The organism is Massilia paldalensis (assembly GCF_044901715.1).
Classification (GTDB): Bacteria; Pseudomonadota; Gammaproteobacteria; order Burkholderiales; family Burkholderiaceae_D; genus Telluria; species Telluria paldalensis.
The window spans coordinates 548827-575289 of the sequence record NZ_JBJCIU010000004.1; the positions used below are offsets into that span (position 1 = coordinate 548827).

Consider the following 26463-nt stretch of genomic DNA (forward strand, 5'->3'; position numbering starts at 1 on the left):
ACGAAAGTTTAGCACAGCACGTCACCGGTTGCACCGTTACCGCGGCTATATAAGGGTTTTTACGGAGGGAAGCGGGGAGGAATGTTGCCGTCTGCGCCAGAAAAGCGACAGGAACGCGCGGGGAGAGAAGCGCAAGCGTGCAGCGTCATGACGCCGTTTGAGGAGTGTGCCCCGGTCGAGCGGCACATCGGCGGATGGCGCTGGACGCTTGCGCTTCGAATGACAGCGGTACTTGCCTGTCATAAATAAAACAACAGGCAGATATTCACGACAGGTCAGCCGTTCAGATATTCATGCGCTGAAGCTCAGTCATGAAAATCCTCGTCGTCGACATGGCCCTTGAGCGCGGCACGCACCGCGCCCTGGGAAAACCCGCGCTGCAGCAGGAAACGCATCTGCTTGCTGCGTTCGGCGGCGTCCTGGGGGACGCGGTCGAACTTGCGGCGCCAGACTTCCTTCGCGCGGGCGACTTCGGTGTCCTTCAGTCCTGCCTTCAGTTCATCGAGGTCGTCGCCCTTCACGCCGTGCTGCTGCAGTTCGGCCAGCACACGGCTGTTGCCGTAGCGGCCGGCACGACGGTGGACGAGCGATTCGGCAAACCGCTCCTGGGACAGCCAATTGTTCCGTTCGAGGAAGTCGAGCAGCGCTTCGACGTCGTCGCCCTCCTCGGCGTAACGGGCCAGTTTGCGTCCCAGTTCGAGACGGCTGTGCTCGCGCGTCGACAGGTACTTCAACGCGCGGGCCTTCAGGCTGAGCGGAGGCTGCCTCATGCCGACAGCCTTTCAACCACCACCGTCGGATTACTCGTCGTCGGCGACGGTCGCCGCCTGCGGGGCAGCGTCACCGGCCGGCGCCGGCGGCAGTTCGCGCACGCCCAGGGCGGCACGGACCTTGTTCTCGATCTCGCGTGCCAGTGCCGGACGCTCTTTCAGGTAGACACGTGCATTGTCCTTGCCCTGGCCGATGCGTTCGCCGCCGTAGCTGTACCACGAACCCGACTTCTCGACGATCTTGTTGTCCACGCCCAGGTCGATGATCTCGCCTTCGCGCGACGTGCCTTCGCCGTACAGGATGTCGAAGTGCGCTTCCTTGAACGGGGGCGCGATCTTGTTCTTGACGACCTTGACCTTGGTTTCGTTACCGATCACCTCGTCGCCCGACTTGATCGAACCGGTACGGCGGATGTCCATGCGCACGGAGGCGTAGAACTTCAGCGCGTTACCGCCCGTCGTGGTTTCCGGGCTGCCGAACATGACGCCGATCTTCATACGGATCTGGTTGATGAAGATGACCAGGGTGTTCGTACGGTTGATCGAGGCGGTCAGCTTGCGCAGCGCCTGCGACATGAGGCGGGCTTGCAGGCCCGGCAGGGAGTCGCCCATGTCGCCTTCGATCTCGGCGCGCGGGGTCAGTGCCGCCACCGAGTCGATGACCACGAGGTCGACGCTGCCCGAACGCACGAGCGCGTCGGTGATTTCCAGGGCCTGTTCGCCCGTGTCCGGCTGCGAGATCAGCAGTTCGTCCAGCTTGATGCCCAGCTTTTGCGCATAAGTGACGTCCAGCGCGTGCTCGGCGTCGATGAACGCGCAGGTACCGCCCAGCTTCTGCATCTGAGCAATGGTCTGCAGGGTCAGCGTGGTTTTACCCGACGATTCCGGACCGTAGATTTCCACGATACGGCCGCGCGGCAGGCCGCCGACACCCAGCGCAATGTCCAGGCCCAGCGAGCCGGTGGACACGGTTTGCACTTCTTCCACGGGGGCATTGGCGTCCATGCGCATGACGGAGCCCTTGCCGAATTGTTTCTCGATTTGCGCGAGGGCTGCTGCCAGCGCCTTGCCCTTCTCAGCTACGTTCAGTGCAGTTTTTTTGTCGTCCATGATATTCATTCAGTCCTAGAGTGAACCAAGATAGGGGCCGCTCGCGCGATTTCAATAGGAAGTACTGTATAAAATCCCAGTGGTTTTGGCAAGGCTTATTTACGTCTTCCGACACATTCGACACGTTGCGAAATATCAAACACAATATGCGCGCAAGCCAGGTCAAACGATCCACGAAGGAGATGCAAGATGCGTATTCTACTCGCCGAAGATGATAGCGTACTGGCCGACGGCCTGACGCGTTCGCTGCGCCAATCCGGCTACGCCATCGATTGCGTCAAGAACGGCCAGGATGCCGACACCGCGCTGTCGACCCAGGAGTTCGACCTCCTCATCCTCGACCTCGGCCTGCCCAAGCTGTCCGGGCTGGACGTGCTGCGCCGCCTGCGCGCGCGCGGCTCCCTGCTGCCGGTGCTCATCCTCACCGCCGCCGATTCCATCGAGCAGCGCGTGGGCGGGCTCGATGCGGGCGCCGACGACTACATGCCCAAGCCCTTCGCCCTGTCCGAACTGGAAGCGCGCGTGCGCGCCCTGACGCGGCGCGGCCAGGGCGGCGGCTCGACCATCATCCGCCACGGCCCGCTGGTGTACGACCAGGTCGGACGCAGCGCCACCATCAACGACCAGATGCTGGACCTGTCGGCGCGCGAACTGGGCCTGCTGGAAATCCTGCTGGCGCGCACGGGACGCCTCGTCTCCAAGGAGCAACTGGTCGACCACCTGTGCGAATGGGGCGAGGAAGTGTCGAACAACGCCATCGAGGTCTACGTGCACCGCCTGCGCAAGAAGATCGAGACGGGCGGCATCCGCATCGCCACCGTGCGCGGCCTCGGCTATTGCCTCGAACGCTACGCCGACAGCGCCCGCAAGGCCGCCGCCGCGGCCGGCAACCCGTGAGACGGGGAGCCAACGCCATCGCCGGGGACACGGCGGCGCCCGAGCCGCTCTACGTCCCGCCCAAGCCCGAACCCGAGGAAAGCATCCAGCATTCGCTGTTCGGCGAGATCCTGGACTGGATGCTGGCCCCGCTGCTGCTGCTGTGGCCGATGAGTATCGCCATCACCTACCTGGTGGCGAAGTCGATCGCCAACCAGCCGTTCGACCATGCGCTGGAAGACAGCGTCACCGTGCTGGCCCAGCAGGTCAAGGAAGTCGACGGCAAGGTGGCCGCGCGCCTGCCCGGCACGGCGCGCGACTTCCTGCGCGCCGACGACGTCGACAGCGTCTACTTCCAGATCACGGGGCCGCGTGGCGAAGCCATCGACGGCGACCGCGAGCTGCCGCAGCCGCCGCCGGACGACGCCGAACGCAGCGGCCGCGTGCACTTCCGCAACGAGAACCTGCACGGCACGCCCGTGCGCGTGGCCTATGCCTGGGTCAACCTGCAGCCCCTCGCCGATCCGAAAGTCGAGCCGCGCCTGGCCCTGGTGCAGGTGGCGGAGACGCTCGACAAGCGCGCCCAGCTGGCCAACGAAATCATCAAGGGCGTGATCCTGCCCCAGTTCATCATCCTGCCCGTAATCCTGGCCCTGGTCTGGTTCGCCCTGTCGCGCGGCCTGTCGCCGCTGGCCCAGCTGCAGGAACGCATCCGCGCGCGGCCCTCGGACGACCTGTCGCCCATCGATCCGCGCCAGGTGCCGGAAGAGATCTCCCCGCTGGTCGGCTCGCTCAACGACATGCTGGCGCGCCTGACCCACACGATCGACGCCCAGAAGCGCTTCATCGCCGACGCCGCGCACCAGATGAAGACGCCGCTGGCCGGCATGCGCATGCAGTCGGAACTGGCACTGCGGCAGGTCGACCCGGACGAGATCCACCGCTCGCTCGAGCAGCTGGCGAAGAGTTCGGAATCGGCCACGCGCCTCGTGAACCAGCTGCTGGCGCTGGCGCGCGCCGAAAACCAGCCGCAGGCCGGCGTGGCGCTGGAACCGCTCGACCTCGGCATGCTGGCGCGCGACGTCGTGCAGGACTGGGTGACGGCCTCGTTCGCGCACGAGATCGACCTCGGCTACGAGGAGCCGGAGGCGAGCGTGGAGATCGACGGCAGCGCCATCATGCTGCGCGAGCTGCTGTCGAACCTGATCGACAATGCGCTGCGCTACACGCCGGCCGGCGGCAGCGTCACCGTGCGCGTGCGCGCCAGCGGCAACCTGGCGCTGCTGGAAGTCGAGGACACCGGCCCCGGCATCGCCCCGTCCGAACGGCGGCGCGTGTTCGAGCGCTTCTACCGCATCCTCGGCTCCAGCGCATCCGGCTCGGGCCTGGGCCTGGCGATCGTGCGCGAGATCGCGCGCCAGCACGGCGCCGACATCGAGATCTTCAACAACCCGCGCAGCACGCACAAGAAATTCCCGGGCAGCCTGTTCCGGCTGACCTTCCCGCCACTTGCCATGCCTGACCCCGATGTCGACTGACCATTCCGTCCCTCTTCCCGCCGATCCGCCCGATCCCGACCTGCAGCGCACGCGCATCGTCGCCGCCCGCGCCCTGCACTGGACACGCGCGCGCCGCCTGATCGCCTGGCTGCTGGCGCTGTGGCTCGCCACCAGCTTCTGCACGGTGTTCTTCGCGCGCGACCTGGCGCACCTGTCGGTGTTCGGCTGGCCGCTGTCGTTCTACCTGGCGGCCCAGGGCGCGTCATTGATCTACCTGGCCATCATCGGCGCCTACGCCTGGCGCATGCGCGTGCTCGACCGCGACTTCGCGCGCCGGCTCGGGGAGGCCACGTGAACGCGCCGGGCACGCCCGCCGCCAAGGCCGCCACGAAAGAGAACACGCGGCGCTACTTCCGGCGCCTGTCGCGCTACTACCTGTGGTTCACGCTGTGCTTCGGCCTGTTCCTGGGCGCGCTGGGCATCCTCGAGAAGGAAGGCATGCCGCGCCAGTGGATCGGCCACCTGTACATGTTCGCCACCATCGTGCTGTACGCCACCATCGGCGTGGTCAGCCGCACGTCGAACGTGTCCGAATACTACGTGGCGGGGCGCAGGGTGCCCGCCCTGTTCAACGGCATGGCGACGGCCGCCGACTGGATCTCGGCGGCCAGCTTCATCAGCCTGGCCGGCACGCTGTACCTGCACGGCTTCGACGCGCTCGCCTACGTGATGGGCTGGACCGGCGGCTACTGCCTGGTGGCCCTGCTGATCGCCCCCTACCTGCGGCGCTTCGCCCAGTACACGATCCCCGACTTCCTCGCCGTGCGCTACGGCGGCGGCGACGGCAACGGGCGCCGCGGCAACCAGGTGCGTGCGCTGGCCGTGGCCGCCACGATCGTCGTGTCGTTCACCTACGTGGTGGCGCAGATCTATGCGGTGGGCCTGATCGCCTCGCGCTTCACGGGCGTGGATTTCTCGGTCGGCATCTTCCTGGGCCTGGCCAGCATCCTGGTCTGCTCCTTCCTGGGCGGGATGCGCGCCATCACCTGGACCCAGGTGGCGCAGTACATCATCATCCTCGTGGCCTTCCTGATCCCGACCATGTGGCTGTCCATGAAATTCGCCGGCAACCCCGTGCCGCAGGTGGCCTACGGTTCGGTGCTGCCCAAGCTGGCGCTGCGCGAGGCGCAGCTGGCGATCGACCCGGGCGAGGAAGAGGTGCGCGCCCGCTTCCGCGCCCTCGCCGACGGCTACGGCGCGCGCCTGGCCGGCCTGCCGCAGTCCTGGGAGGCGGGCAAGATCGAAGCCCAGCGCCGCCTGGACGCGGCGCGCGGCCGCAACGCCTCGCTTGGCGAGATCCGCAACGCCGAGCGCGCGCTGATGGAGTACCCGCGCAGCGCCGAGGACGCCGCGCGCGCCTGGGCCGAGCTGCGCGCCGCCAACCTGGAGCGCGCCCGCCCGCCCGTGCCGCACGCCGAGCCCTTCCCGGGCGACACGCGCGAAGAGTCCGACATCCGCCGCAACAACTTCCTGGCGCTGGTGTTCTGCCTGATGTTCGGCACCGCCGCCCTGCCCCACATCCTGATGCGCGCCTACACCACGCCCTCCGTGCACGAGACGCGCGTGTCCGTGTTCTGGACGCTGTTCTTCATCCTGCTGATCTACCTGACGATGCCGGCTCTGGCCGTGCTGGCCAAGTACGACATCTACACGGCGGTGGTGGGCACGGAGTACTCCTCGCTGCCGACCTGGGTGTCGTACTGGGCCAACGTCGACAAGGCCAATCCGCTCATCAGCATCGTCGACATCAACGGCGACGGCATCGTGCAGCTAGCCGAGATCGCCATCGACGGCGACGTGCTGACGCTGGCCACGCCGGAAATCGGCGGCCTGCCCTACGTGGTATCGGGCCTGGTGGCGGCCGGCGGGCTGGCGGCGGCGCTGTCGACGGCGGACGGCCTGCTGCTGGCGATCTCGAACGCGCTGTCGCACGACATCTACTTCAAGATCGTGGATCCGGGCGCGTCCACGCAGAAGCGGGTGACGATCTCGAAGCTGCTGCTGCTGGCCGTGGCCTTCATCGCCGCCTACGCCGCCTCGCAGAAGCCGGCCGACATCCTGTCGCTGGTGGGCGCCGCCTTCTCGCTGGCCGGCTCGACGATGTTCCCGGCGCTGGTGGCCGGCGTGTTCTGGAAGCGCGCCAACCATGCCGGCGCGGTCGCCGGCATGGCCGCCGGCTTCCTGGTATGCCTGTACTACATGCTGCACGCGAACCCGATCCTGGGCGGCAGCGCGGACGCCGCCTGGTTCCACATTGCGCCGATCTCGGCGGGCGTGTTCGGGGTGCCGGCGGGGCTGGCGACCCTGGTCGTCGTCAGTTTGCTGACGAAGGCGCCGCCGGCGGCGAGCAGCGGGCTGGTCGACCATATCCGGGCGCCGGAATAAAACGTCGTCCCCGCGCAGGCGGGGACCCAATTTGCGCGCGTTTCGATAGCGCATGCAAAAATTGGATCCCCGCCTGCGCGGGGACGACGGTGTTTGCTGCTCGGTGCCGCTCGGTGCTTGCTGCTCGGTGCCGCTCGGTGCTTGCCGCTCGGTGCCGCTCGGTGTTTGCCGCTCGGTTTTAAACGACGATCGTCTGGTGCTCGCCTTCCGCACGCGCACGGATCTCGCCGATGCGGTACACGGTCTCGCCGGCCGCCTGCAGCTGGGCCATGGCGGCGTCCGCGTTCTCCTTGGCGACGATCACGGTCATGCCGATGCCGCAGTTGAACACGCGGTGCATTTCGGCGTCGGCCACGCCGCCGTGCTGCTGCAGCCACTGGAACAGCGGCGGCAGGGTCCAGGACTTGCTGTCCAGCACGGCGGTCAGGTTGTCCTGCAGCACGCGCGGGATATTCTCGACGAGGCCGCCGCCGGTGATGTGCACGAGGCCCTTCACTTCCATCGACTGCATCAGCGCCAGCAGCGGCTTGACGTAGATGCGGGTCGGCGCCATCAGGGCGTCGGACAGCTTCTGGCCGTGGAAATCGCCTTCCAGGTCCGGTTTCGAGACTTCGATGATCTTGCGCACCAGCGAGTAGCCGTTCGAGTGGATGCCCGACGAGGCCAGGCCCAGCACGACGTCGCCCGGGGCGATCTTGGTGCCGTCGATGATCTGCGATTTTTCCACGGCGCCGACGGCAAAGCCGGCCAGGTCGTATTCGCCGTCCGGGTACATGCTCGGCATTTCGGCGGTCTCGCCGCCGATCAGCGCGGCGCCGGCCTGTTCGCAGCCGGTGGCGATGCCCTTGACCACGGCGGTGGCGGTCGGCACGTCCAGCTTGCCGCAGGCGAAGTAGTCGAGGAAGAACAGGGGCTCGGCACCCTGCACGAGGATGTCGTTGACGCTCATGGCGACCAGGTCGATGCCGACAGTGTCGTGGCGGTTCAGCTCGAACGCCAGCTTGAGCTTGGTGCCCACGCCGTCGGTACCGGACACCAGCACCGGTTCCTTGTATTTCTTGCTGATCTCGAACAGCGCACCGAAACCACCGATGCCACCGAGCACGCCTTCGCGCATGGTGCGCTTGGCAAATGGTTTGATCGCTTCGACCAGGGCGTCGCCGGCATCGATATCGACACCGGCATCGCGGTAGGAGAGAGAAACATTAGATGGTTGGCTCATGGTATTTGGCAGCGGAGGCGGTAAAATAGTAGGCGGTTGACCGATCGACACATTTGCGGCACGAGAGCCGACGGCCAACTGGTCAATCCGTTATTTTATCAAAACGGCCCGCTACGACGCTGTTTTACCGCCATAACAATAAATACCTGATTTTTAAAAACGTGAGAATCGCGCGATGAAACAGCTGGTGCTCGATTTAGGCGCCGAACCGGCGTACAGCCTCGACACCTTCCAGATAGGCGAGAATGCCGAAATGGCGCACCTGATGCACCAGTTCGCGCAGCGCGCCTCGCGCGAGCATTTCTGCTACCTGTGGGGCGAGACGGGCGCCGGCAAGACGCACCTGCTGCAGGGCCTGGCGGCCACGCCCGGCTCGCGCTACGTCGCGGCCGGTGCCGCCGCGTCGGAATTCGTCTACGCGCCCGGCACCAGCCTGTACCTGGTCGACGACATCGACCAGCTCTCGCCGCAACGCCAGATCGACGCCTTCGCCCTGTTCAACCAGGTGCGCGAGCACGGCGCCTACATGGTATGTACGGGCCCGGTGCCGCCGGCCGTGCTGCCGGTGCGCGAAGACCTGCGCACGCGCATGGGCTGGGGCCTGGTCTACCAGATCCACGGCCTGTCCGACGACCAGAAGATCGCCGCGCTGACCCAGGCGGCCGAGGCGCGCGGTTTGACGCTGTCGGCCAGCGTGTTACCCTATTTGCTGTCCCACTTCAAGCGCGACATGCGCTCCCTGTCGACCATGCTGGATGCCCTCGACCAGTATTCCCTCGAGACCCAGCGGCCCGTCACGGTCCCGCTGCTGCGCGACCTGCTGCTGCAGGAAAACCAAGGCAATGCGCCGCACAACGAAACCAAAGAATGAAGAACCTCGCGCTGTTTGACCTCGACCATACGCTGCTGCCGATCGATTCCGATCATGAATGGGGCGAGTTCCTGGTGCGCCAGGGCGTCGTGGACGCCGACGATTACCAGCGCCGCAACGACGCCTTTTTCGCCCAGTACAACGCCGGCAAGCTCGATCCCGTCGAGTACCTCGAATTCGCCCTCGGCACGCTGGCCGGCTTCGAGCCGGCCGTCCTGCGCGACCTGCACGGCCAGTACCTGAAGGAGGTGATCGAACCGGCCATCCTGCCGTCCGCCCGCGCGCTGCTGGCGCAGCACCAGGATGCCGGCGACCTGGTGGCCATCGTCACCGCCACCAACGCCTGGCTGACGGCGCCCATCGCCAGGCTGCTGGGCGTGGAACACCTGCTCGCCGCCCGTCCGCAGCTGGACGAGCGCGGCCACCCGACGGGCAAGCTGGACGGCCTGCCGTCCCACGGCCCCAACAAGGTGGTCCACATGCACGCCTGGCTCGAGACCCTGGGGCGGCCGTTCGACAGCTTCGAGCGCAGCTATTTCTACAGCGATTCGCACAACGACATTCCGCTGCTGTCGGTCGTCTCCCATCCGGTGGCGACCAATCCGAGCGCGTTACTGCGCCAACACGCAAGCGCCAATGGCTGGCCTTTACTGCATCTGTTCGACGCATCTGTTCAATGATCAAAAAATTCATCCGTAAAATCCTTGGCGTGAAAGACGAACGCGACCCCACCGAACCCGTAGTCCTCGGACCCGAACAGCACGGCATCGACCCGAAGCTGGTGTCCAGCAATGCCATCCGCGTGACCCAGACCCTGCAGGAAGCGGGCTTCAAGGCCTTCGTCGTCGGCGGCGCCGTGCGCGACCTGCTGCTGGGCGTGAAGCCGAAGGACTTCGACATCGCCACCGACGCCACGCCGGAAGAAGTCAAGCGCCTGTTCCGCCGCGCCTTCATCATCGGCCGCCGCTTCCAGATCGTGCACGTGATGTTCGGCCAGGACCTGCTGGAAGTGACGACCTTCCGCGGCCGCGGCAGCGACAATGCGCCGAAGGACGAGCATGGCCGCGTCCTGCGCGACAACAACTTCGGTCCGCAGCACGAGGATGCCGAGCGCCGCGACTTCACCATCAACGCCATGTACTACGATCCGGCCACCCAGACGGTGCTGGACTACCATGGCGGCATCGAGGACATCCGCGCCAGGATCCTGCGCATCATCGGCCAGCCGGAAGCGCGCTATCGCGAAGACCCCGTGCGCATGCTGCGCGTGGTGCGCTTCGCCGCCAAGCTGCAGTTCACGATCGAGCCGGCCACGCGCGCGCCGATTCCCGTCATGGCCCCGCTCATCAACAACGTGCCGGCCGCGCGCGTGTTCGACGAGATGCTCAAGCTCCTGATGAGCGGCCACGCGCTGGCCTGCCTGAAGGAGCTGCGCTCGTCGGGCCTGCACCATGGCCTCTTGCCGCTGCTGGACGTGGTGCTGGAGCAGCCCATCGGCATGAAGTTCGTGACGCTGGCGCTGGACTCCACCGATGCGCGCGTACGCGCCGGCAAGGGCGTCTCGCCGGGCTTCCTGTTCGCCTCCCTGCTGTGGCACCAGGTGCTGGAAAAGTGGAACGCCTACCGCGCCGCCGGCGAATCGCCGATCCCGGCCCTGCACCTGGCCGCCGACGACGTGCTGGACAACCAGACCGACAAGCTGGCCCTGCAGCGCCGCATCGCCACCGACATGCGCGACATCTGGGCCATGCAGCCGCGCTTCGAACGCCGCAACGGCAAGGCGCCCTATAAACTGCTGGAGCACCCGCGCTTCCGCGCCGGCTTCGACTTCCTGCTGCTGCGCTGCGAATCGGGCGAACTGGATGCCGACGTGGGCAACTGGTGGACCACCTTCTATGCCGGTGACGTGGCCGAGCGCGAACGCCTGATCAACTCGGCGCGCGAGACCGCACCCGCCGCCGCCAAGAAGCGCCCGCGCCGCCGCGGCCCGCGCAAGACGGATGAAGGCGAAGCGGCCGGCTCCACCGTCGCCAACGAAGGCGGAGCCGCCGCCGAATGATCGCCTGGGTCGGCATCGGCGCCAACCTGGGCGACGCGCGCGCGAACGTGCTGGACGCACTCGATCGCCTGGCGCGCCTGCCCGGCGCGCGCCTGCTGCAGGCTTCCTCGCTGTACCGCACGGCGCCCATCGACTCCTCCGGCGACGACTACGTCAACGCCGTGGCCTCGCTCGATACCGGCCTGGACGCGCACGCGCTGCTGCGGGCGCTGTTCGACATCGAGCAGGCCCACGGCCGCGAACGCCCCTACCGCAACGCGCCGCGCACCCTCGACCTCGACCTGCTGCTGTATGGCGACGATATCATCGCCGACGCGCCCGTGTTGCTGGTGCCCCATCCGCGCCTGCACGAGCGCGCGTTCGTGCTGGCGCCGCTGGCCGAACTCGCGCCCGACCTCGTCATTCCCGGCCGCGGCAGCGTGGCGTCGCTGCTGCCGGGCGTGGCCGACCAATCCATCGAAAGGCTGTCCTGATGCAACTTCCCGTGATCGTCCAGACCGGCGGCCTGCTGGTCCTGTCCAACGTGTTCATGACCTTCGCCTGGTACGGTCATTTGAAGAACCTGTCGAACAAGGCCTGGTACGTGGCCGCCCTGATCAGCTGGGGCATCGCGCTGTTCGAGTACCTGCTGCAGGTGCCTGCCAACCGTATCGGCGCGACCCAGTACAACCTGGGCCAGCTGAAGATCATGCAGGAAGTGATCACGCTGTCCGTGTTCGTGCCGTTCGCCGTGTTCTACATGGACCAGCCGTTCAAGCTGGACTACGTGTGGGCGGCGCTGTGCATGCTGGGGGCGGTCTACTTCATCTTCCGTTCCTGAGGGTTCCCCGGCAGGAACCGGAACTTCGCATTACACTACGCCGTCGGTGAGTCGTCCCGACGGCTTTTTTGATTTCAAAGGAATACTATGAGCGGATATTTGGGTGGCAAGGACATGGCGGCCCCGGGGCAGACGAACGTGGCGAACGCGCCCGCCAAGCCGGTGCCGAAGGCCGTCACCATTCCATCGCTGATGGCCATGCGTGCCAGCGGCGACAAGATCGCCATGCTCACCTGCTACGACGCCAGCTTCGCGTCGCTGATGGACCGCTGCGGCGTGGAGATCCTGCTGATCGGCGATTCGCTGGGCATGGTCTGTGCCGGCTACGATTCGACGCTGCCCGTGACGGTGGCCGACGTCGCCTACCACACCGCCTCCGTCAAGCGCGGCAGCAAGAACGCCCTCGTGCTGGCCGACCTGCCCTTCGGCAGCTACGGCAGCAAGGAACAGGCCTACGACAACTGCGCGGCACTGATGCGCGCCGGCGCCCACATGGTCAAGATCGAGGGCGGCGAATGGCTGGCCGAGACCGTGCACTTCCTGGTCCAGCGCGGCATTCCCGTCTGCGCCCACATCGGCCTGACCCCGCAGTTCGTGCACCAGCTGGGCGGCTACAAGGTGCAGGGCAAGACCGACGCCGGCGCCGAGCAGTTGAAGCGCGACGCCGTGGCCCTGCAGGATGCCGGCGCCGCCATCGTGCTGCTGGAGGCCGTGCCGGCCGCCCTCGGCAAGGAAGTCACGGAGATGCTGCGCGTACCGACCATCGGCATCGGCGCCGGTCCGGACTGCTCGGGCCAGGTGCTCGTCATGCACGACCTGCTGGGCGTCTTCCCCGGCCGCAAGGCGCGCTTCGTGAAGAACTTCATGGAAGGCCAGACCAGCATCGACGCGGCCGTCAGTGCCTACGTGGCGGCCGTCAAGGACGGCAGCTTCCCGGCGCCGGAACACTGCTTCTGAGCGTAGGATGGGGGCATGGACGACATGGCCCCCTCTTTCCCCTCTTCTCCCTCTTCCCTGCGCCTGTTCCTGGCGCTGTGGCCCGACGATGCCGTGCGCGCGCAATTGCGTGCATGGCGCGACCTGTGGACCTGGCCGCGCGGCGCGGCGCCCGTCGACACGGCCAAGCTGCACCTGACGCTGCACTTCCTGGGCAGCGTGCCGTCCGACCGCTTGCCCGACCTGCTGGACGGCTTTGCCCTTCCCTTCGCTCCGTTCGAACTGCAGCTGGGCCGCCCCGAGGTATGGCACAACGGCATCGCCGTGCTGGCGCCGCATGCCGTTCCGCAGGCGTTGCTGGACCTGCATGCGGGCTTGTCGCAATCGCTGCAGGACCTGGGCCTGCAGGCCGAGGAGCGCGCCTATCGCCCGCACGTGACGATGGCGCGCCGGGCACGAGAGGCCATCCTGCCGCAGGATGGGCCGGAGATCGCGTGGCGGGCGGAGCGCTATGCGCTGGTCGAGTCGCGGCCGGGCGTGGGTTATACGGTACTGCGCGAATACCCCGCCGGTGCGTGATGGTGGGCACGTGGTGCCCACCCTACGATGCCGATGACGATGCGTAGGGTGGGCACCATGTGCCCACCATTCACCGCTTCACGACACGCGCATTCAATGCCACCACGATACCCGCCAGCGACAACACCCCCAGCGCCACCGCGATATTGCTGTGCGCCGCGATCGAGCCGATGATCGGCGGCGCCAGCAACAGCCCCGCATAGCCGAGCGTCGCCACCGCCGCCAGCCCGCCGCCGGCCGACATGCCGGGCACGCGCGCGGCCGCCGAGAAGATCAGCGGCACCACGTTCGCCGCGGCCAGGCCGATCAGCGCGAAGCCCAGCGCCGACAGCAGGAAATGGGTGCTGGTCACGGCCAGCAGCAGGCCCGCGCAGATGCCGATGCCGCCCGCCGTCATGACGGGCACGGCGCCGAAGCGCAGCACGAGGCGGTCGCCGGCGAAACGGCAGGCGGCCATCGTGACGGAAAACGCCGAGTAGCCGAGGGCCGCCGACGCCGGCTCCGCCCCCGTGCGCTCGGCCAGCAGCAGCGCGCTCCAGTCGACCAGCGCGCCTTCCACGGCGAAGCACAGCAGCGCCAGCAGGCCGAGGAACAGGGCCGGGCCGCGCGGGATGGCGAAGTGGCTGCCATGCGAGGCTGGCGGTACCGCCAGGATGAAGCGGGCGCACAGCGCGATCGCGACGGCGAAGACGACGCCGGCCGCCAGCGCGCCGCGGCCGTCGCCGAACCCGGCGCCGATCACGATGCCGCCCACCGCCGCGCCGATCAGGCCGCCCAGGCTGTAAAAGCCGTGGAACGAGGACATGGTCGGAATACCGCGCGCCGTTTCCACTTCGCTGGCATTGGTGTTCATCGACACGTCCAGCAGGCCGTTGCTGGCGCCGAACACGAAGGCCGCCGCGAACAGGGCCGTCGCGTCGCCGATGTTCATCAGGACGGCCGTCATAAGGGAAAACATCCAGCCGGCCGCGAGCACGACGGCGCGCGTGCCCCAGCGTCCGGACAGCCAGCCCGACATCGGCATCGCCGCGATGGCGCCGCCGGCGATCGTCAGCAGCAGGAAGCCCAGCGTGCCCGTCGAGATGCCCGTGCGTGCCTGCACCAGCGGCACGTGGGCGGCCCACAGGCCGATGCCGGCGCCGTTGAGCAGGAAGACCAGGGAGATCGCCCAGCGCGCCGCTTCCACGTGCGCGGGCGGGCGCGCCAGGGCGGCGCCGCCCTTCATTGGGCCATCATTCATTGCGCCGTCATTCATCGCGTCGTCATTCATCGTCGTCATGCCTTGCTCCTTCCCGTCGCGTGGGCGGCGCCCGCCAGGCGGATGTCGGGAGCCCGTTCGGCCTGGCGCAGGCGCGCCAGCACGTCCGGGGCGACGTCCGGTTCCAGCACCAGCTGGTCGACCTCGGACAGGGGCGCGATCAGGAACGGCGCCGGCGCTTCCAGCCGCTCGTTGAGCACGGCCACGACGCGGCGGCTGGCGGCCGCCAGCATCGCACCCTTGACCTCGGCTTCCTCGATATTGCTGGCGCCCAGTCCGCGGTCGGCCTCGACGCTGCAGGCACCGACGACGGCCAGGTTCACGCGCAGGCGCTGGATCTCGGCCACCGTGTGGGCGCCCAGCACCGCATCCGCATGCCCCGCATAGGTGCCGCCCAGCAGCAGCACGCGCGTCGTGCGCAAGTGGCCCAGCTCCAGCGCGATGCGCGGGCTGTTGGTGACGATGGTGGCCGCATGGCCATCCTCGAGCAGGCGCACGAAGGCGAGGTTGGTCGTGCCGGCATCGACCAGCACGGTATCGCCCGGCTGCACGCTTTCCGCCAACGCCCCCGCCAGCAGGCCCTTGCGGGCGGCGTCCGCATCGGCGCGCTGGCCGAAGCTGGGCTCGGCCCGCGTGCGGCGCATGGCCCCGCCGTGGACGCGGCGCAGCAGGCCGGCCGCATCGAGGTCGCGCAGGTCGCGCCGGATCGTGTCTTCCGATGTATTGAACTGCTGGGCCAGCTCCGCCGCCAGCACCTTCCCCTGGCGATCGACCATTTCCACGATCGATTGCCGGCGTTCTTCCGCAAGTTGCATGGTTCCTCCTTTGAATACCACGCACTGTACGGGTTTACGCACGAACATGCAAGTTCATGCAAAAACGTGCAATCCAAAAATTCGGGGTCAGAGCACATTTTTTCAATTATTCGGGGTCAGAGCACATTTTGTGGAAATTGATCGGCCTCTAGTTTGCACGGCGACCCACGCAGGAACGCCAGGGCGCGCTCCTTGAAAAGCAGAGCAGGCAATTGATCAAAAAAGTGCTCTGACCCCGAATTTCACCGGAAATGTGCTCTGACCCGCGCCCGGGTCGCCCGCGGTTTTTGCCCCGTTTCCGCACTTCGTTGCCGGCGATCCGCAGTTCGCGTCATCGCCGCCGCAAGCGATGTTTTCTGCGGCATACTTTTTGTTATGGAACAGCTCACCGACCAACGACCGTCCACGGACATCCCGACCTCGCGCATGTGGCGCAACTATGCGGGCGGCTGGCTTGCCTACATGCGGCTGCTCGCCGCAGCCCTCCAGCTCGACAATGGTGAAAGCACCGGTTTCAAGTGGAAAGGCCTTACCGCGGTGGCGTGGGTCATCCCACAGGCGCTGGTACTTGCCCTGGTGTGGCCCTTGCAAGGCTTCCTTGAACGCCGGCGCCTGCCGCCGGTGGCAGTCTTCCTCGTCCACGCCTTCCTGGCTGCGTCGTATGCGATCCTGTCCATGCTACCGGCAATGTACTACGGCACCACCAGGCCGCTCGCCTATTACGTATGGCCGACGCTATACGGTGCGATGATGTATATCGTGGTCGCCGGCGTCTTCCACGCCGTGCGCCTGGACGCCGCCCGCCAGCGCCAGGCGCTGACGATCCAGCAGGCGCATTCGCTGTTGATCGCCTCCGAGCTGAACGCCCTGCGCAGCAAGCTCAATCCGCACTTCCTTTTCAACACCCTGCATTCGATCATCGCCCTGACGAGGAGGAATCCGAATGCCGCCGAAACGGCGCTGTTCCAGTTCTCGGACATGCTGCGCTACGTGCTGGACACGGAAAAGACGGGCAGCGACCGCGTCACGCTGGAAGACGAGCTGCGCTTCGTGCGCGACTACCTGGAACTGGAAAGCCTGCGCCTGGGCGCGCGCCTGCGCGTCGACTGGGAGCTGGACGACGCGGCGGCGGGCTGCTCGCTGCCCGCGCTGTCGCTGCAGCCGCTGGTCGAGAACAGCATCAAGCACGCATTCAACCCGCACAGCCGGCCCGGGCGCCTGCTGATCCGCACCGGCATCGACGCACGGTCCGGCGCATTGCAGCTGACGGTGGGCGACGACGGCCCCGGCGCCGAGCTCGACGCCGTGCGCGCATCGAGCGGCCTGGGCATCCGCACCGTGGACCGCCGCCTGCGCCTCGCATACGGCCCCGCCGGCGGCCTGGCCATCGACACCCGCCCGGGCGCCGGCTTCAGCGTGACCCTGTCCATCCCCACCGCCACCGCACGAGGAGCCGCAACGTGAGTGCCCGCACCGTGTTCATCGCCGAGGACGAGCCGCTGGCGCGCGACGTGCTGCGCGATGCCATCTACGCCCACCCCGGCCTGCGCCTGGCCGGCGAAGCCGCCGACGGCGCCAGCGCGCTCGCCCAGATCGAGGCGCACCGCCCGGACATCGTGTTCATGGACATCCAGATGCCCGAGATGACGGGGCTGGAAGTATTGAAGCGCCTGTCGTGGATGCCGGCCATCGTGTTCACCACCGCCTACGACCAGTACGCCGTCACCGCCTTCGAGCTGAACGCCGTCGACTACCTCTTGAAGCCCTTCACGCGCGCCCGCTTCGATGCGGCCGTGGCGCGCCTGCTGGACGAGCCGGCCGCGCCGCGCGAGGCCATGGATGCGGCGCTGGTCCAGGCGACCGGACGCCCGGCCGGCTACCTCGACCGCATCCTGGTGCGCGACCGCGGCCAGATCTTCCCGCTGGCCGTGCACGAGATCGCCTACCTGAAGGCCGACTCGAAATACACGGCGATCGGCGCACGCGGGCGCACCTTCCTGGTCCGCATCGGCATCTCGGAACTGGAAGCCCGGCTCGATCCGGCGCGCTTCATGCGCGTGCACCGCTCGGCGCTCGTGAACCTCGACTTCGTCGATTCGATGAAGGCGGACGAGCAATCGCAGCTGCTGATCCGGATGCGGGATGGGACGATGCTGACGGCGAGCCGGGAGGCGTCGAAGGTGCTGCGGGACATGGCGATCTAGCCGCCGGCACGTCGTCCCCGCGCAGGCGGGGATCCAATTTTGCGGCGGCACGACGACATTGGGCCCCTGCCTGCGCAGGGGCGACGTGCACATTGCACCGTTCTTGCCCGCCGCCGCCCTCATCCGGCGCACGCTTGCCGCCCCACCGTTGTCATCCCGACACGCCCCGATAAAATCAGTCCAACCGGGGTTTTCTGCCGCTATAATCGCGAATTTTTCCAACCCGAAATTCCATTTCCGCCGGGGCACACCAACACATGAACACCATCCTGATTTCGTCTGTCGTGCTCTACCTGCTCGGCACGCTCGGCCTGGGCGTCTGGGCCGGGTCGCGGATCAAGAACACGGCCGACTTCGCCGTGGCCGGCCGCAGCCTGCCGCTGGTGATGGTCATCACGACCACCTTCGCCACCTGGTTCGGCGCGGAGACGGTGATGGGCATTCCCGCCAAGTTCGTGCAGGGCGGCCTGGGCGCGCTGGTCGAAGACCCGTTCGGCGCCGGCACCTGCCTGATCCTCGTCGGCCTGTTCTTCGCCGCGCGCCTCTATAAACTGAACCTGCTCACCATCGGCGACTACTACCGCGCCCGCTACGGCAAGGGCATCGAGGTGTTCTGCTCGGCGGCCATCATCCTGTCCTACCTGGGCTGGGTGGCGGCGCAGATCACGGCGCTGGGGCTCGTGTTCTCGGTGCTGACGGGCGGCGCGATGTCGGAAACGATGGGCATGATCGTCGGCACGCTGGCCGTGCTGATCTACGTGGTCGTGGGCGGCTTCCTGGCCGTGGCGATCACGGACTTCATCCAGATGATCGTGCTGGTCGTGGGCCTGTCGATCATCGCCGTGTTCTCGGCCAAGCTGGCCGGCGGCACCGGTGCCGTCATCGACATGGCGCACAAGGCCGACCTGTGGAAATTCCTGCCCGAGGCGAAGTTCACGGACATCGCCTTCTTCGTCGGCTCGGCCGTGACGATGATGCTCGGCTCGATCCCGCAGCAGGACGTGTACCAGCGCGTGATGTCTGCCAACAGCGCCCCGACCGCGCGGGCCGGCGCCGTGATCGGCGGCGCCAGCTACATCCTGTTCGCCTTCGTGCCGATGTTCATCGTCGCCTGCGCCGTCATCGTGATGGGCAACGATGCGATGGAACTGGCCAAGAACGACTACCAGCGCGTGCTGCCGACCTTCGTCATGACGCAAATGCCGCTGATCATGCAGATCCTGTTCTTCGGCGCCCTGCTGTCGGCCATCAAGAGCACCTCGTCGGCCACGCTGCTGGCGCCGTCGACCAGCTTCGTCGAGAACATCCTCAAGAACCTGCGCCCGGGCATGAACGACCGCCAGCAGCTGCTGGCGATGCGCGTGACCATCGTGGTCTTCGCGGCCCTCGTGCTGGCCTATGCGATCGCGATGCGCGGCACCTCGATCTACGACATGGTGTCCTCGGCCTACCAGGTCACGCTGGTCGGCGCCTTCGTGCCGCTGGTGATGGGCCTGTACTGGAAGCGCGCGACGACGCAGGGCGCGATCCTGTCGATCGGGGCCGGCATCGCGACCTGGCTGCTGTTCTTCCCGCAGGTCTCCTCGCTGGGCGAGGCCTTCCCGGGCCAGCTGGCGGGCCTGATCGCGGCGCTCGTCGGCATGGTGGTGGGCTCGCTGGCGCCGCAGGTGCTCAAGAACCGGCACGAGCCGCACAAGACGGCGCTGAGTGCGTGAGAGGAAATTAGGCCCCTGCCTGCGCAGGGGCGACGTGCATTGTTAGCGGCTGAACAGCCGTCGTCCCTGCGCAGGCAGGGACCCAATTTCAGCTCGCCATCCAGCCTCGCTTGACGACATCCTCCAGCGTCAAGTCCAGGCACGCCCAGATCCGCTCCGCCATCTCGTCGACCTGCGCGCACGTCATCACGAGCGGCGGCGCCACGATCATCCTGTCTCCCACGGCCCGCATCACGACGCCGTTGTCGAACATGTGCGCACGGCACAGCATGCCCACGCCCAGCGCACGGGCGAACGGCTCGCAGTCGTGCACGGTGTCCCCCTTGCGCCGCACCAGGTTCAGGCCGGCCGCGAAGCCGATGGTGTCCGCGTGGCCGACCAGCGGATGCGCCGCCAGCCGTGCGAACGCCGCTTTCAGCCAGGGTCCCGTCTCGCGCGCCACGCGCTCGACGAGTCCCTCGTCTTCCATGATGCGCAGGTTTTCCAGCGCCGCCGCGCAGGCCACCGGATGGCCGGAATACGTGAAGCCGTGGTGGAAGTCGCCGCCGCGCTCGACCAGCGCCTCGGCCACGCGCTCGCCCACCAGCACGCCGCCCAGCGGCACGTAGCCCGAGGTGACGCCCTTGGCGAAGGTGATCAGGTCGGGCCGCATGCCCATGCGCTCGCTGCCGAACCAGGCGCCCAGCCGGCCGAAGCCGCAGATCACTTCGTCCGCGATCAAGAGGATCCCGTACTTGTCGCAGATGCGCTGGATGTGCGGCCAGTAGGTCGACGGGGGAATGACCACGCCGCCCGCGCCCTGCACCGGCTCGCCGATGAAGGCGGCCACGCGCTCCGGGCCGACGGCGAGGATCTTCTGTTCGAGCCAGCCGGCCGCCTGCAGGCCGAATTCGGCCTCGCTCATGCCGGCGCCCGATTCGGTCATGCTGGGCTGGCCGATGTGCACGAAGCCCGGAAGGGGCAGCGCACCCTGCGCATGCATGGCCGCCATGCCGCCGAGCGAGGCGCCGGCGATGGTGCTGCCGTGGTAGGCGTTGTGGCGGCTGATGATGAACTGGCGCTCGGGCCGGCCCATCAGCTGCCAATAGCGCCAGGCCATACGCACGGCGGTGTCGTTCGCTTCCGAGCCGGAGCTGGTGAAGAACACGCGCTCGAAGCCGGCCGGCGCGAGGTCCGCGAGGCGCGCCGCCAGCTGCACGGCGGGCACGTTGGTCGTGCCGAAGAAGCTGTTATAGAAGGGCAGCGCGTCCATCTGCTGCGCCACCGCGCGCGTGATCGACGACCTGCCGTAGCCCGCGTTCACGCACCACAGCCCGGACATGCCGTCGATGATGCGCTGGCCGTCCGCATCCCACAGATAGATGCCGTCGCCGCGCACGATCACGCGCGCGCCCCGTTCGCGCAGCGCCTTGTGGTCGGTGAACGGGTGCAGGTAATGCGCGCCGTCGAGCTGCTGCAGCGCGCGGGTATCGATGACGTCAGGGGCCGGCGTGCACAGGCCCTCCTCGCATGCCATGTCGTTCATGACTGCCTCCCATTGTGTTCGGTCTCATCATGCGTTCAGACATGCAGGAGAAGATGCTCGCGTTCCCACGGGCTGATCACCGTCATGAATTCCTGGTGCTCGAGTTCCTTGACGGCGGAATAGACGTCGATGAAGCGCTCGCCCAGGATGTCGCGCAGGCGGTCCTCGCCGCGCAGGCGGCTCAGCGCTTCCGGCAGGCCTTGCGGCAGGTCGACGGCCATCTTGTAGGCATTGCCCTCGACCATCGGCGTTGGCTCCAGCTGCTCGCTGATGCCGAGGTAGCCGCAGGCCAGCGTGACGGCCAGGGCCAGGTACGGATTGGCGTCGGCGCCGATCACGCGGTTTTCCACGCGCCTGTCCTGCGAGCCGGACACCGGCACACGGATGCCGACGGTGCGGTTGTCGATGCCCCACTGCAGGTTGATCGGCGCGGCCGTGTGGCGCACGATGCGGCGGTAGGAGTTCACGTAGGGCGCGACGATCGCCATCGCCGACGGCATGTAGCGCTGCAGGCCGCCCACGTACCAGCGGAACAGGTCGGACGGCGAACCGTCGTCCTTGCTGAAGATGTTGCGGCCCGTCGCGCCGTCGACGACGCTCTGGTGCACGTGCATGGCCGAACCGGGTTCGCCGGCCATCGGCTTGGCCATGAAGGTGGCGTACATGTCGTGCTTGAGCGCGGCCTCGCGCAGCGTGCGCTTGAAGTAGAAGACCTTGTCCGCCAGGCCGAGCGGCTCGCCGTGCTGGAAGTTGATCTCCATCTGGCCGGCGCCGATCTCGTGGATCAGCGTGTCGACGTCCAGGCCCATCATGTCGCAATAGTCGTAGATGTCCTCGAACAGCGGATCGAATTCGTTGACGGCATCGATGCTGTAGACCTGGCGGCTGGTCTCGGAGCGGCCGCTGCGGCCCATCGGCGCGCGCAGCGGCAGATCGGGGTCGATGTTCTTGGCGGTGAGGTAGAACTCGAGCTCGGGCGCCACCAGCGGCTTCCAGCCCTTCTGTTCGTACAGCTTCAGGACGCGGCGCAGCACGCTGCGGGGGGCGAAGTCGACCAGGCGGCCATCGGAGAAATAGCAGTCATGGATGACTTGCGCGGTCGGGTCGACGGCCCACGGCACCATCGTGATCGTGCCGGGATCGGCCTTCAGGATCATGTCGCGGTCGGTGGTGGAGATGGCGCGGTCGAAGGCGTCGTCGTTTTCCGGCGAATTGCCGGTCACGGTCATGCCCAGCACGATTTCCGGCAGGCGCATGCCGCGGTCTTCGGTAAATTTAACGCGTGGCAGGATCTTTCCACGCGCGACACCGGTCAAGTCGGGGACCAGGCATTCGATTTCGGTGACTCGCTTGCCATTGAGCCACTCATCCATATCGTTGTAGGAAAAATTGTCGCGGATAGCCATGATGATTCTCTGTTCATTAAGTAAAAGCGCGGACGCGCGTGCAGGAACGCGCACGCCGCAGGGTGCATCGATGGGAACAGGGAAGCTATGGAACGGGCCGGACCGCCCACCTGGCATCGCGTGTCATAGGGCGTCCCGTATGGTCGCGTGCCGTGCTGCCTGCTTGGCTTGTTGGTAAGCGCGGCAGGCATTGCCGAACGCGCCGAACATCTTCATGGAGTGGGGATTGTGAATGATGCGCCACTCCGGATGCCATTGCACGGCCAGCGTGAAGCCGGGCGAGTTCCCCACCGTGAAGGCTTCCACCAGCCCATCCTCGGCGGTTGCCTCGACGACCAGGTTGGCGGCGAGTTCGTTCACGCCCTGCCCGTGCAGCGAGTTGACGGGGATTTCCGGCGTGCCCAGGATGCCGTGCAGCATCCCGCCCTCGACCAGCGCCACCTTGTGCGCATCGCCGTATTGTTCGTCCATGCCCAGCTCGGGGTTCTCGCGGTGGTCGAACTTGCCGGGCACCGTCTGCACCGCCTGGTGCAGGCTGCCGCCCAGCGCCACGTTCATCTCCTGGAAGCCGCGGCAGATCGCGATGATCGGAATGCCGCGCTCGACCGCCGCGCGGATCAGCGGCAAGGTCGTCTGGTCGCGCGCAGGATCCTGCGGCAGCGAAGGGTCGAGCACTTCTTCGGAGTAATAGCTGGGATGCACATTCGACGCCGAACCGGTCAGCATGATGCCATCGCACAAATCGAGCATCGTCTCGAGGTCGAGCGACGCCCCCAGCGACGGCAGGATGAGCGGCGCGCAGTCGGCGCCGAGCACGATGGCGTCGACATATTTGTGCTGGGCCGCGTGGTACGGGTGTTCGCCGAAGTCGCGGGTGCAAGCGGGGACGAAAACGATCGGGCGCATGGTCTCTACCTTTGTAAAGTGAGGCGCACACGGACCATCATACTGCAATCGGTGCCGAGTGCGAGTGGCCGTTAATCCAGATCAAGAAACGCGCGCTGTGCCTTGCGTTCCTTGTGGAATTTGCTAGTGGAATAGGTTTCCCTGTTTCGAAACCAGTAGCAAAATCATAACGGCAACTCGAAAACCATGCCAACACAAACGGGCAGACTCCTGGACGGGCCATCGATGACCCATTCTAGGATTGGCCTGTATTTGCTGACAGTAAAAAGACGTTTATCTCTATACGGTCGTTTACGTGCGCCTCTTCTATCGCTGCGATTCGGCGTTCAATTTCCACGAAATTAACTGATTGTATGATCAGATTTTTTACCCGTTGTATATTTTCCACAAGGCAACGATGTAATTTGTGAGGTAGGAGTACTCCTACTAAAATTTCTTATCGTCCGCCTTACACGCATTTGATCACGACGGAGCCATCTTCTTTCAGGACAGTACACCGCAGGCCCATCCGCGCCGTCTTCGAAAGTGTGCGCTCACAAACATTTTTCAACACAACCGGGAACGAGAATGAAGTTAAGCAACTTGAAGATCGGCCAGCGGCTTGCCCTGGGTTACGGCCTCGTGCTCGCCATGCTGTTGCTGGTGGCGTTTACTGGCATGCGCAGCATGAACGAGCTCAATGGCCTGACCGAACGGATCGTCAACGACAACAATGCCCAGCTGGCAGCGGCCAACGGCATGCGCGACACTCAGCGCCGCATCGCGATCGGCGTGCGCGACATTATCCTGACGACGGACGACGAGGGCATGACGCGCCTGGTCGCGACCATCGACACGGCCTGGAAGGAGTATTTCCAGTGGCGCGACAAGATGGAGAAGCTGAGCACGGACCCGGAGCGCCGCGCGCTGCTGGCGAAGATCGCCGAGGCGCGCCAGAAGGCCACGCCCCTGATCAACAAGGTCCAGGAACTTGGCCGCGCGAACAAGAACGAGGAAAGCCTGGCGCTGCTGAAAGGAGAAGCCGTCCCGGCGGTGAAAGCCTGGCAGCAGACGATCGCCGACATGATCGACGTCCAGGCCGCGCGCAACGAGAAGGAGCAGGCACAGGGCAAGGCCGATTTCGAGCAGGCGCGCAACGTGCTGATCGGCGTGTCCATCCTCGCGGCCCTGATGGCCGTGGCCGTGGCCTGGTTCATCACTCGCTCGATTACGGCACCGATGCAACGCGCCGTGGGCATCGCCCGCACCGTCGCCAGTGGCGACCTCACCAGCCGCATCGAGGTCGACAGCACGGACGAGACCGGCGAACTGCTGGCCGCGCTGAAGGAGATGAACGATTCGCTGCAGACCGTCGTGGGGCGCGTGCGCGGCGGCACCGACACCCTCGTCACCGCCGCCGGCGAGATCGCCAGCGGCAACCTGGACCTGTCGAGCCGCACCGAGCAACAGGCCAGCGCCCTGGAGGAAACGGCCTCGTCGATGGAAGAATTGACGTCCACCGTCAAGCAGAACGCCGAGAATGCGCGCCAGGCGAATCAACTGGCCAAGTCGGCCTCGGACGTGGCCACGCGCGGCGGCGCCGTGGTGGCCGACGTCGTTACCACGATGGGTTCGATCCACGCCTCGGCCAGCAAGATCGTCGACATCATCGGCGTCATCGACGGCATCGCCTTTCAGACCAATATCCTGGCGTTGAATGCGGCCGTCGAGGCGGCCCGTGCGGGCGAACAGGGCCGCGGCTTCGCCGTCGTGGCCTCCGAAGTGCGCAACCTGGCGCAGCGCTCGGCCGCCGCGGCCAAGGAGATCAAGGCGCTGATCGACGATTCGGTCGGGAAGGTCGACGAAGGCAGCCGCCTCGTGCAGCAGGCCGGTTCGACGATGGAAGACATCGTCATGAGCGTACGCCGCGTCACGGACATCATGGCCGAGATCTCGTCGGCCAGCCACGAGCAGGAAGCGGGTATCGAGCAGATCAACCAGGCGATCGGCGAAATGGACTCGGTGACGCAGCAGAACGCGGCGCTGGTCGAAGAGGCGGCCGCCGCCGCGCAGTCGATGCAGGAGCAGTCGAGCGCGCTGGAGCAGCTGGTCAGCACCTTCAAGATCGTGGGTGGCGCGACGGCGGGTAGCGCCAAGACCAAGGCCAAGCCGGCGCGCGCGGTGGCCGTCGTGGCCAAGCCGGCGAAGGCGCAGCGCGCGGCGGCACCGGCCAGGAAAGAAGAGGAGTGGGAAACGTTCTGAGTATGCATGGCGGGCACGTGGTGCCTGCACCGGCCGCGCCCACCCTGCGCGAGGGTTGCCGCGCACATCGTAGGGTGGGCATCCCATGCCCACCGAACGTTCACCCTTTGTACTCGTGGTACTTGCGCGCGTCGCCGCGCACCAGCTCGGCCGGGTACTTGGCCCGGTTGAGCACCATCTTGTCCTCCACGGCGGCGAACAGGTCGACGTCGAGCTTGTCCGCCAGGCGCACCAGGTAGACCAGCACGTCGGCCATCTCGTGGCGCACCTGCTCCAGCTTGTCGTCGCCCAGTTCCTCCCTGCTGCCGTCGCGCAGCCACTGGAAATGTTCCAGTAGCTCGGCCGCTTCCACCGTCAGCGCGGCGGCGAGGTTCTTGGGCGCATGGAACTGGTCCCAGTCGCGCTCGTCGACGAAGGCGCGCACGATGGCGCGCAATTGCTCGAGTTCGCCGCCAGGCCGGCTCACTTGTGGCTCCCGCCCGACTCCAGGTAGCGCTCCAGGATCAGGTCCAGCTTCGGCTGGATCTCGTCATAGGTGCTGACGGTAATGCCCAGGTCGCGCAGCAGGCCGTCGTGCACGCCGTAGACCCAGCTGTGGATGGTCAGGTCTTGGCCCCGCTCCCAGGCGTCGCGCACGACGGTGGTCTGGGCGATGTTGATGACCTGTTCGGCCACGTTCAGTTCGACCAGGCGGTCGGCGGCGGCCTTGCCGGCCACGGCGCCGAGGTATTTCTCGTGCTTGTCGCGCACGTCGCGCACATGGCCGAGCCAGTTGTCGGCCAGGCCCACGCGGGTATTGTTCAGCGCCGCGCCCACGCCCGAGCAGCCGTAGTGGCCGCACAGGATGATGTGCTTGACCTTCAGCACGTCGACGGCGAACTGCAGCACGGTCAGCGCGTTCAGGTCCGAGTGCGAGATCACGTTGGCGATATTACGGTGCACGAACAGCTCGCCCGGTGCCATGCCCAGCAGCTCGTTGGCGGGCACGCGGCTGTCCGAGCAGCCGATCCACAGGTATTCGGGGGCCTGCTGCGAGGCCAGGTCCTGGAAGAAGCCGGGGTCTTGTTCGACCATCGCGGCGGCCCATTGGCGGTTGCGCTCGAACAGGTCGGCGGCCGTCAGGCCGGTGGGGGTTTTTGCCATGTGAACTCCTCTCCTTGTTGCAGATACTTGCCTGACTGGCCATGCGCCAGTCAAAAAAAACCG

Annotated in this window: 25 protein-coding genes; 15 read left to right on the forward strand and 10 right to left on the reverse strand. The window is 66.6% G+C overall.

Annotated elements, in window-relative coordinates; all coding sequences use genetic code 11:
- Positions 1-305: 305 nt before the first annotated feature.
- Together recX and recA are read right to left on the reverse strand one after the other, a co-directional pair.
- Positions 306-770: a recombination regulator RecX gene (gene recX, locus ACI1V7_RS21845; protein WP_404533954.1), complete on the reverse strand. Its 465-nt coding sequence runs from the start codon at positions 768-770 to the stop codon at positions 306-308.
- A gap of 30 nt (positions 771-800) precedes the next feature.
- The gene (gene recA, locus ACI1V7_RS21850) at positions 801-1880 is read right to left on the reverse strand and encodes a recombinase RecA (RefSeq protein ID WP_404533955.1); all 1080 of its coding nucleotides are present in this window, start codon (positions 1878-1880) and stop codon (positions 801-803) included.
- Positions 1881-2069: 189 nt separating this feature from the next.
- Here recA and ACI1V7_RS21855 point away from each other — a divergent pair, with 189 nt between their 5' ends.
- Genes ACI1V7_RS21855 through ACI1V7_RS21870 form a run of 4 tightly spaced genes read left to right on the forward strand, consistent with a single transcriptional unit; the run spans position 2070 to position 6700 of the window.
- Positions 2070-2777 (forward strand): response regulator, encoded by a 708-nt coding sequence (locus ACI1V7_RS21855; protein WP_404533956.1) that lies wholly within the window; start codon positions 2070-2072, stop codon positions 2775-2777.
- Positions 2774-4294 (forward strand): sensor histidine kinase, encoded by a 1521-nt coding sequence (locus ACI1V7_RS21860; protein ID WP_404533958.1) that lies wholly within the window; start codon positions 2774-2776, stop codon positions 4292-4294. Before ACI1V7_RS21855 ends, ACI1V7_RS21860 begins: the two co-directional genes overlap by 4 nt.
- Positions 4284-4610, forward strand: a complete 327-nt coding sequence (locus tag ACI1V7_RS21865) for a DUF4212 domain-containing protein (protein ID WP_404533959.1) — start codon at positions 4284-4286, stop codon at positions 4608-4610. The genes ACI1V7_RS21860 and ACI1V7_RS21865 overlap by 11 nt, the downstream gene beginning before the upstream one ends.
- Positions 4607-6700 (forward strand): sodium:solute symporter family protein, encoded by a 2094-nt coding sequence (locus ACI1V7_RS21870; protein WP_404533960.1) that lies wholly within the window; start codon positions 4607-4609, stop codon positions 6698-6700. The genes ACI1V7_RS21865 and ACI1V7_RS21870 overlap by 4 nt, the downstream gene beginning before the upstream one ends.
- Before the next feature lie 178 nt (positions 6701-6878).
- Here the strand turns inward: ACI1V7_RS21870 and purM are convergent, their stop codons facing one another.
- Entirely contained in the window at positions 6879-7922 is a 1044-nt protein-coding gene (gene purM / locus ACI1V7_RS21875) for a phosphoribosylformylglycinamidine cyclo-ligase (protein ID WP_404533961.1), read from the reverse strand.
- Positions 7923-8097: 175 nt separating this feature from the next.
- On the opposite strand from purM, the gene hda reads away from it, so the two are divergent.
- The 7 genes from hda (at position 8098) to thpR (ending at position 13187) form a co-directional block, all read left to right on the forward strand.
- On the forward strand, positions 8098-8793 hold the full coding sequence (hda, locus tag ACI1V7_RS21880; protein ID WP_404533962.1) for a DnaA regulatory inactivator Hda: 696 nt from the start codon (positions 8098-8100) through the stop codon (positions 8791-8793).
- Complete coding sequence (locus ACI1V7_RS21885) at positions 8790-9473, forward strand: HAD family hydrolase (RefSeq protein WP_404533963.1); 684 nt, start codon at positions 8790-8792, stop codon at positions 9471-9473. Before hda ends, ACI1V7_RS21885 begins: the two co-directional genes overlap by 4 nt.
- Entirely contained in the window at positions 9470-10852 is a 1383-nt protein-coding gene (pcnB, locus tag ACI1V7_RS21890) for a polynucleotide adenylyltransferase PcnB (protein ID WP_404533964.1), read from the forward strand. The genes ACI1V7_RS21885 and pcnB overlap by 4 nt, the downstream gene beginning before the upstream one ends.
- Positions 10849-11325, forward strand: a complete 477-nt coding sequence (gene folK, locus ACI1V7_RS21895; RefSeq protein ID WP_404533965.1) for a 2-amino-4-hydroxy-6-hydroxymethyldihydropteridine diphosphokinase — start codon at positions 10849-10851, stop codon at positions 11323-11325. The genes pcnB and folK overlap by 4 nt, the downstream gene beginning before the upstream one ends.
- Positions 11325-11672 carry a DMT family protein gene (locus ACI1V7_RS21900; protein WP_404533966.1) on the forward strand — a complete coding sequence of 116 codons (348 nt, stop codon included), beginning with the start codon at positions 11325-11327 and terminating at the stop codon, positions 11670-11672. Before folK ends, ACI1V7_RS21900 begins: the two co-directional genes overlap by 1 nt.
- 87 nt (positions 11673-11759) lie before the next feature.
- The gene (gene panB / locus ACI1V7_RS21905) at positions 11760-12629 is read left to right on the forward strand and encodes a 3-methyl-2-oxobutanoate hydroxymethyltransferase (RefSeq protein WP_404533967.1); all 870 of its coding nucleotides are present in this window, start codon (positions 11760-11762) and stop codon (positions 12627-12629) included.
- Positions 12630-12644: 15 nt separating this feature from the next.
- Positions 12645-13187: an RNA 2',3'-cyclic phosphodiesterase gene (gene thpR / locus ACI1V7_RS21910; protein WP_404533968.1), complete on the forward strand. Its 543-nt coding sequence runs from the start codon at positions 12645-12647 to the stop codon at positions 13185-13187.
- A 70-nt stretch (positions 13188-13257) separates the two neighbouring features.
- On the opposite strand, the gene ACI1V7_RS21915 is transcribed toward thpR, so the two are convergent.
- Entirely contained in the window at positions 13258-14466 is a 1209-nt protein-coding gene (locus ACI1V7_RS21915; protein ID WP_404533969.1) for an MFS transporter, read from the reverse strand.
- Positions 14463-15260, reverse strand: coding sequence for a DeoR/GlpR family DNA-binding transcription regulator (locus tag ACI1V7_RS21920; protein WP_404533971.1), 798 nt, complete (start codon positions 15258-15260; stop codon positions 14463-14465). The genes ACI1V7_RS21915 and ACI1V7_RS21920 overlap by 4 nt, the downstream gene beginning before the upstream one ends.
- A 375-nt stretch (positions 15261-15635) precedes the next feature.
- Between ACI1V7_RS21920 and ACI1V7_RS21925 the strand changes: the two genes are divergently transcribed.
- The 3 genes from ACI1V7_RS21925 (at position 15636) to ACI1V7_RS21935 (ending at position 19179) form a co-directional block, all read left to right on the forward strand.
- A complete protein-coding gene (locus ACI1V7_RS21925) occupies positions 15636-16724 on the forward strand; it encodes a sensor histidine kinase (protein WP_404533972.1) in 1089 nt (362 codons plus the stop codon).
- On the forward strand, positions 16721-17464 hold the full coding sequence (locus tag ACI1V7_RS21930) for a LytR/AlgR family response regulator transcription factor (RefSeq protein WP_404533973.1): 744 nt from the start codon (positions 16721-16723) through the stop codon (positions 17462-17464). The genes ACI1V7_RS21925 and ACI1V7_RS21930 overlap by 4 nt, the downstream gene beginning before the upstream one ends.
- A 257-nt stretch (positions 17465-17721) precedes the next feature.
- Positions 17722-19179: a high affinity choline transporter 1 gene (locus ACI1V7_RS21935; protein ID WP_404533975.1), complete on the forward strand. Its 1458-nt coding sequence runs from the start codon at positions 17722-17724 to the stop codon at positions 19177-19179.
- An 88-nt stretch (positions 19180-19267) separates the two neighbouring features.
- Here ACI1V7_RS21935 and ACI1V7_RS21940 read toward each other — a convergent pair whose 3' ends face one another.
- From ACI1V7_RS21940 to ACI1V7_RS21950, 3 genes are all read right to left on the reverse strand, one after another.
- Complete coding sequence (locus ACI1V7_RS21940; protein WP_404533976.1) at positions 19268-20704, reverse strand: aspartate aminotransferase family protein; 1437 nt, start codon at positions 20702-20704, stop codon at positions 19268-19270.
- A 35-nt stretch (positions 20705-20739) separates the two neighbouring features.
- Positions 20740-22110 (reverse strand): glutamine synthetase family protein, encoded by a 1371-nt coding sequence (locus ACI1V7_RS21945; RefSeq protein WP_404533977.1) that lies wholly within the window; start codon positions 22108-22110, stop codon positions 20740-20742.
- Positions 22111-22233: 123 nt separating this feature from the next.
- On the reverse strand, positions 22234-23016 hold the full coding sequence (locus ACI1V7_RS21950) for a gamma-glutamyl-gamma-aminobutyrate hydrolase family protein (RefSeq protein WP_404533978.1): 783 nt from the start codon (positions 23014-23016) through the stop codon (positions 22234-22236).
- A 567-nt stretch (positions 23017-23583) separates the two neighbouring features.
- Here ACI1V7_RS21950 and ACI1V7_RS21955 point away from each other — a divergent pair.
- Positions 23584-25257, forward strand: a complete 1674-nt coding sequence (locus tag ACI1V7_RS21955; RefSeq protein WP_404533979.1) for a methyl-accepting chemotaxis protein — start codon at positions 23584-23586, stop codon at positions 25255-25257.
- 100 nt (positions 25258-25357) lie between these two features.
- On the opposite strand, the gene ACI1V7_RS21960 is transcribed toward ACI1V7_RS21955, so the two are convergent.
- Positions 25358-25723, reverse strand: coding sequence for a nucleotide pyrophosphohydrolase (locus ACI1V7_RS21960; protein ID WP_404533980.1), 366 nt, complete (start codon positions 25721-25723; stop codon positions 25358-25360).
- The gene (can, locus tag ACI1V7_RS21965; RefSeq protein WP_404533981.1) at positions 25720-26400 is read right to left on the reverse strand and encodes a carbonate dehydratase; all 681 of its coding nucleotides are present in this window, start codon (positions 26398-26400) and stop codon (positions 25720-25722) included. The genes ACI1V7_RS21960 and can overlap by 4 nt, the downstream gene beginning before the upstream one ends.
- Between the last annotated feature and the right edge of the window lie 63 nt (positions 26401-26463).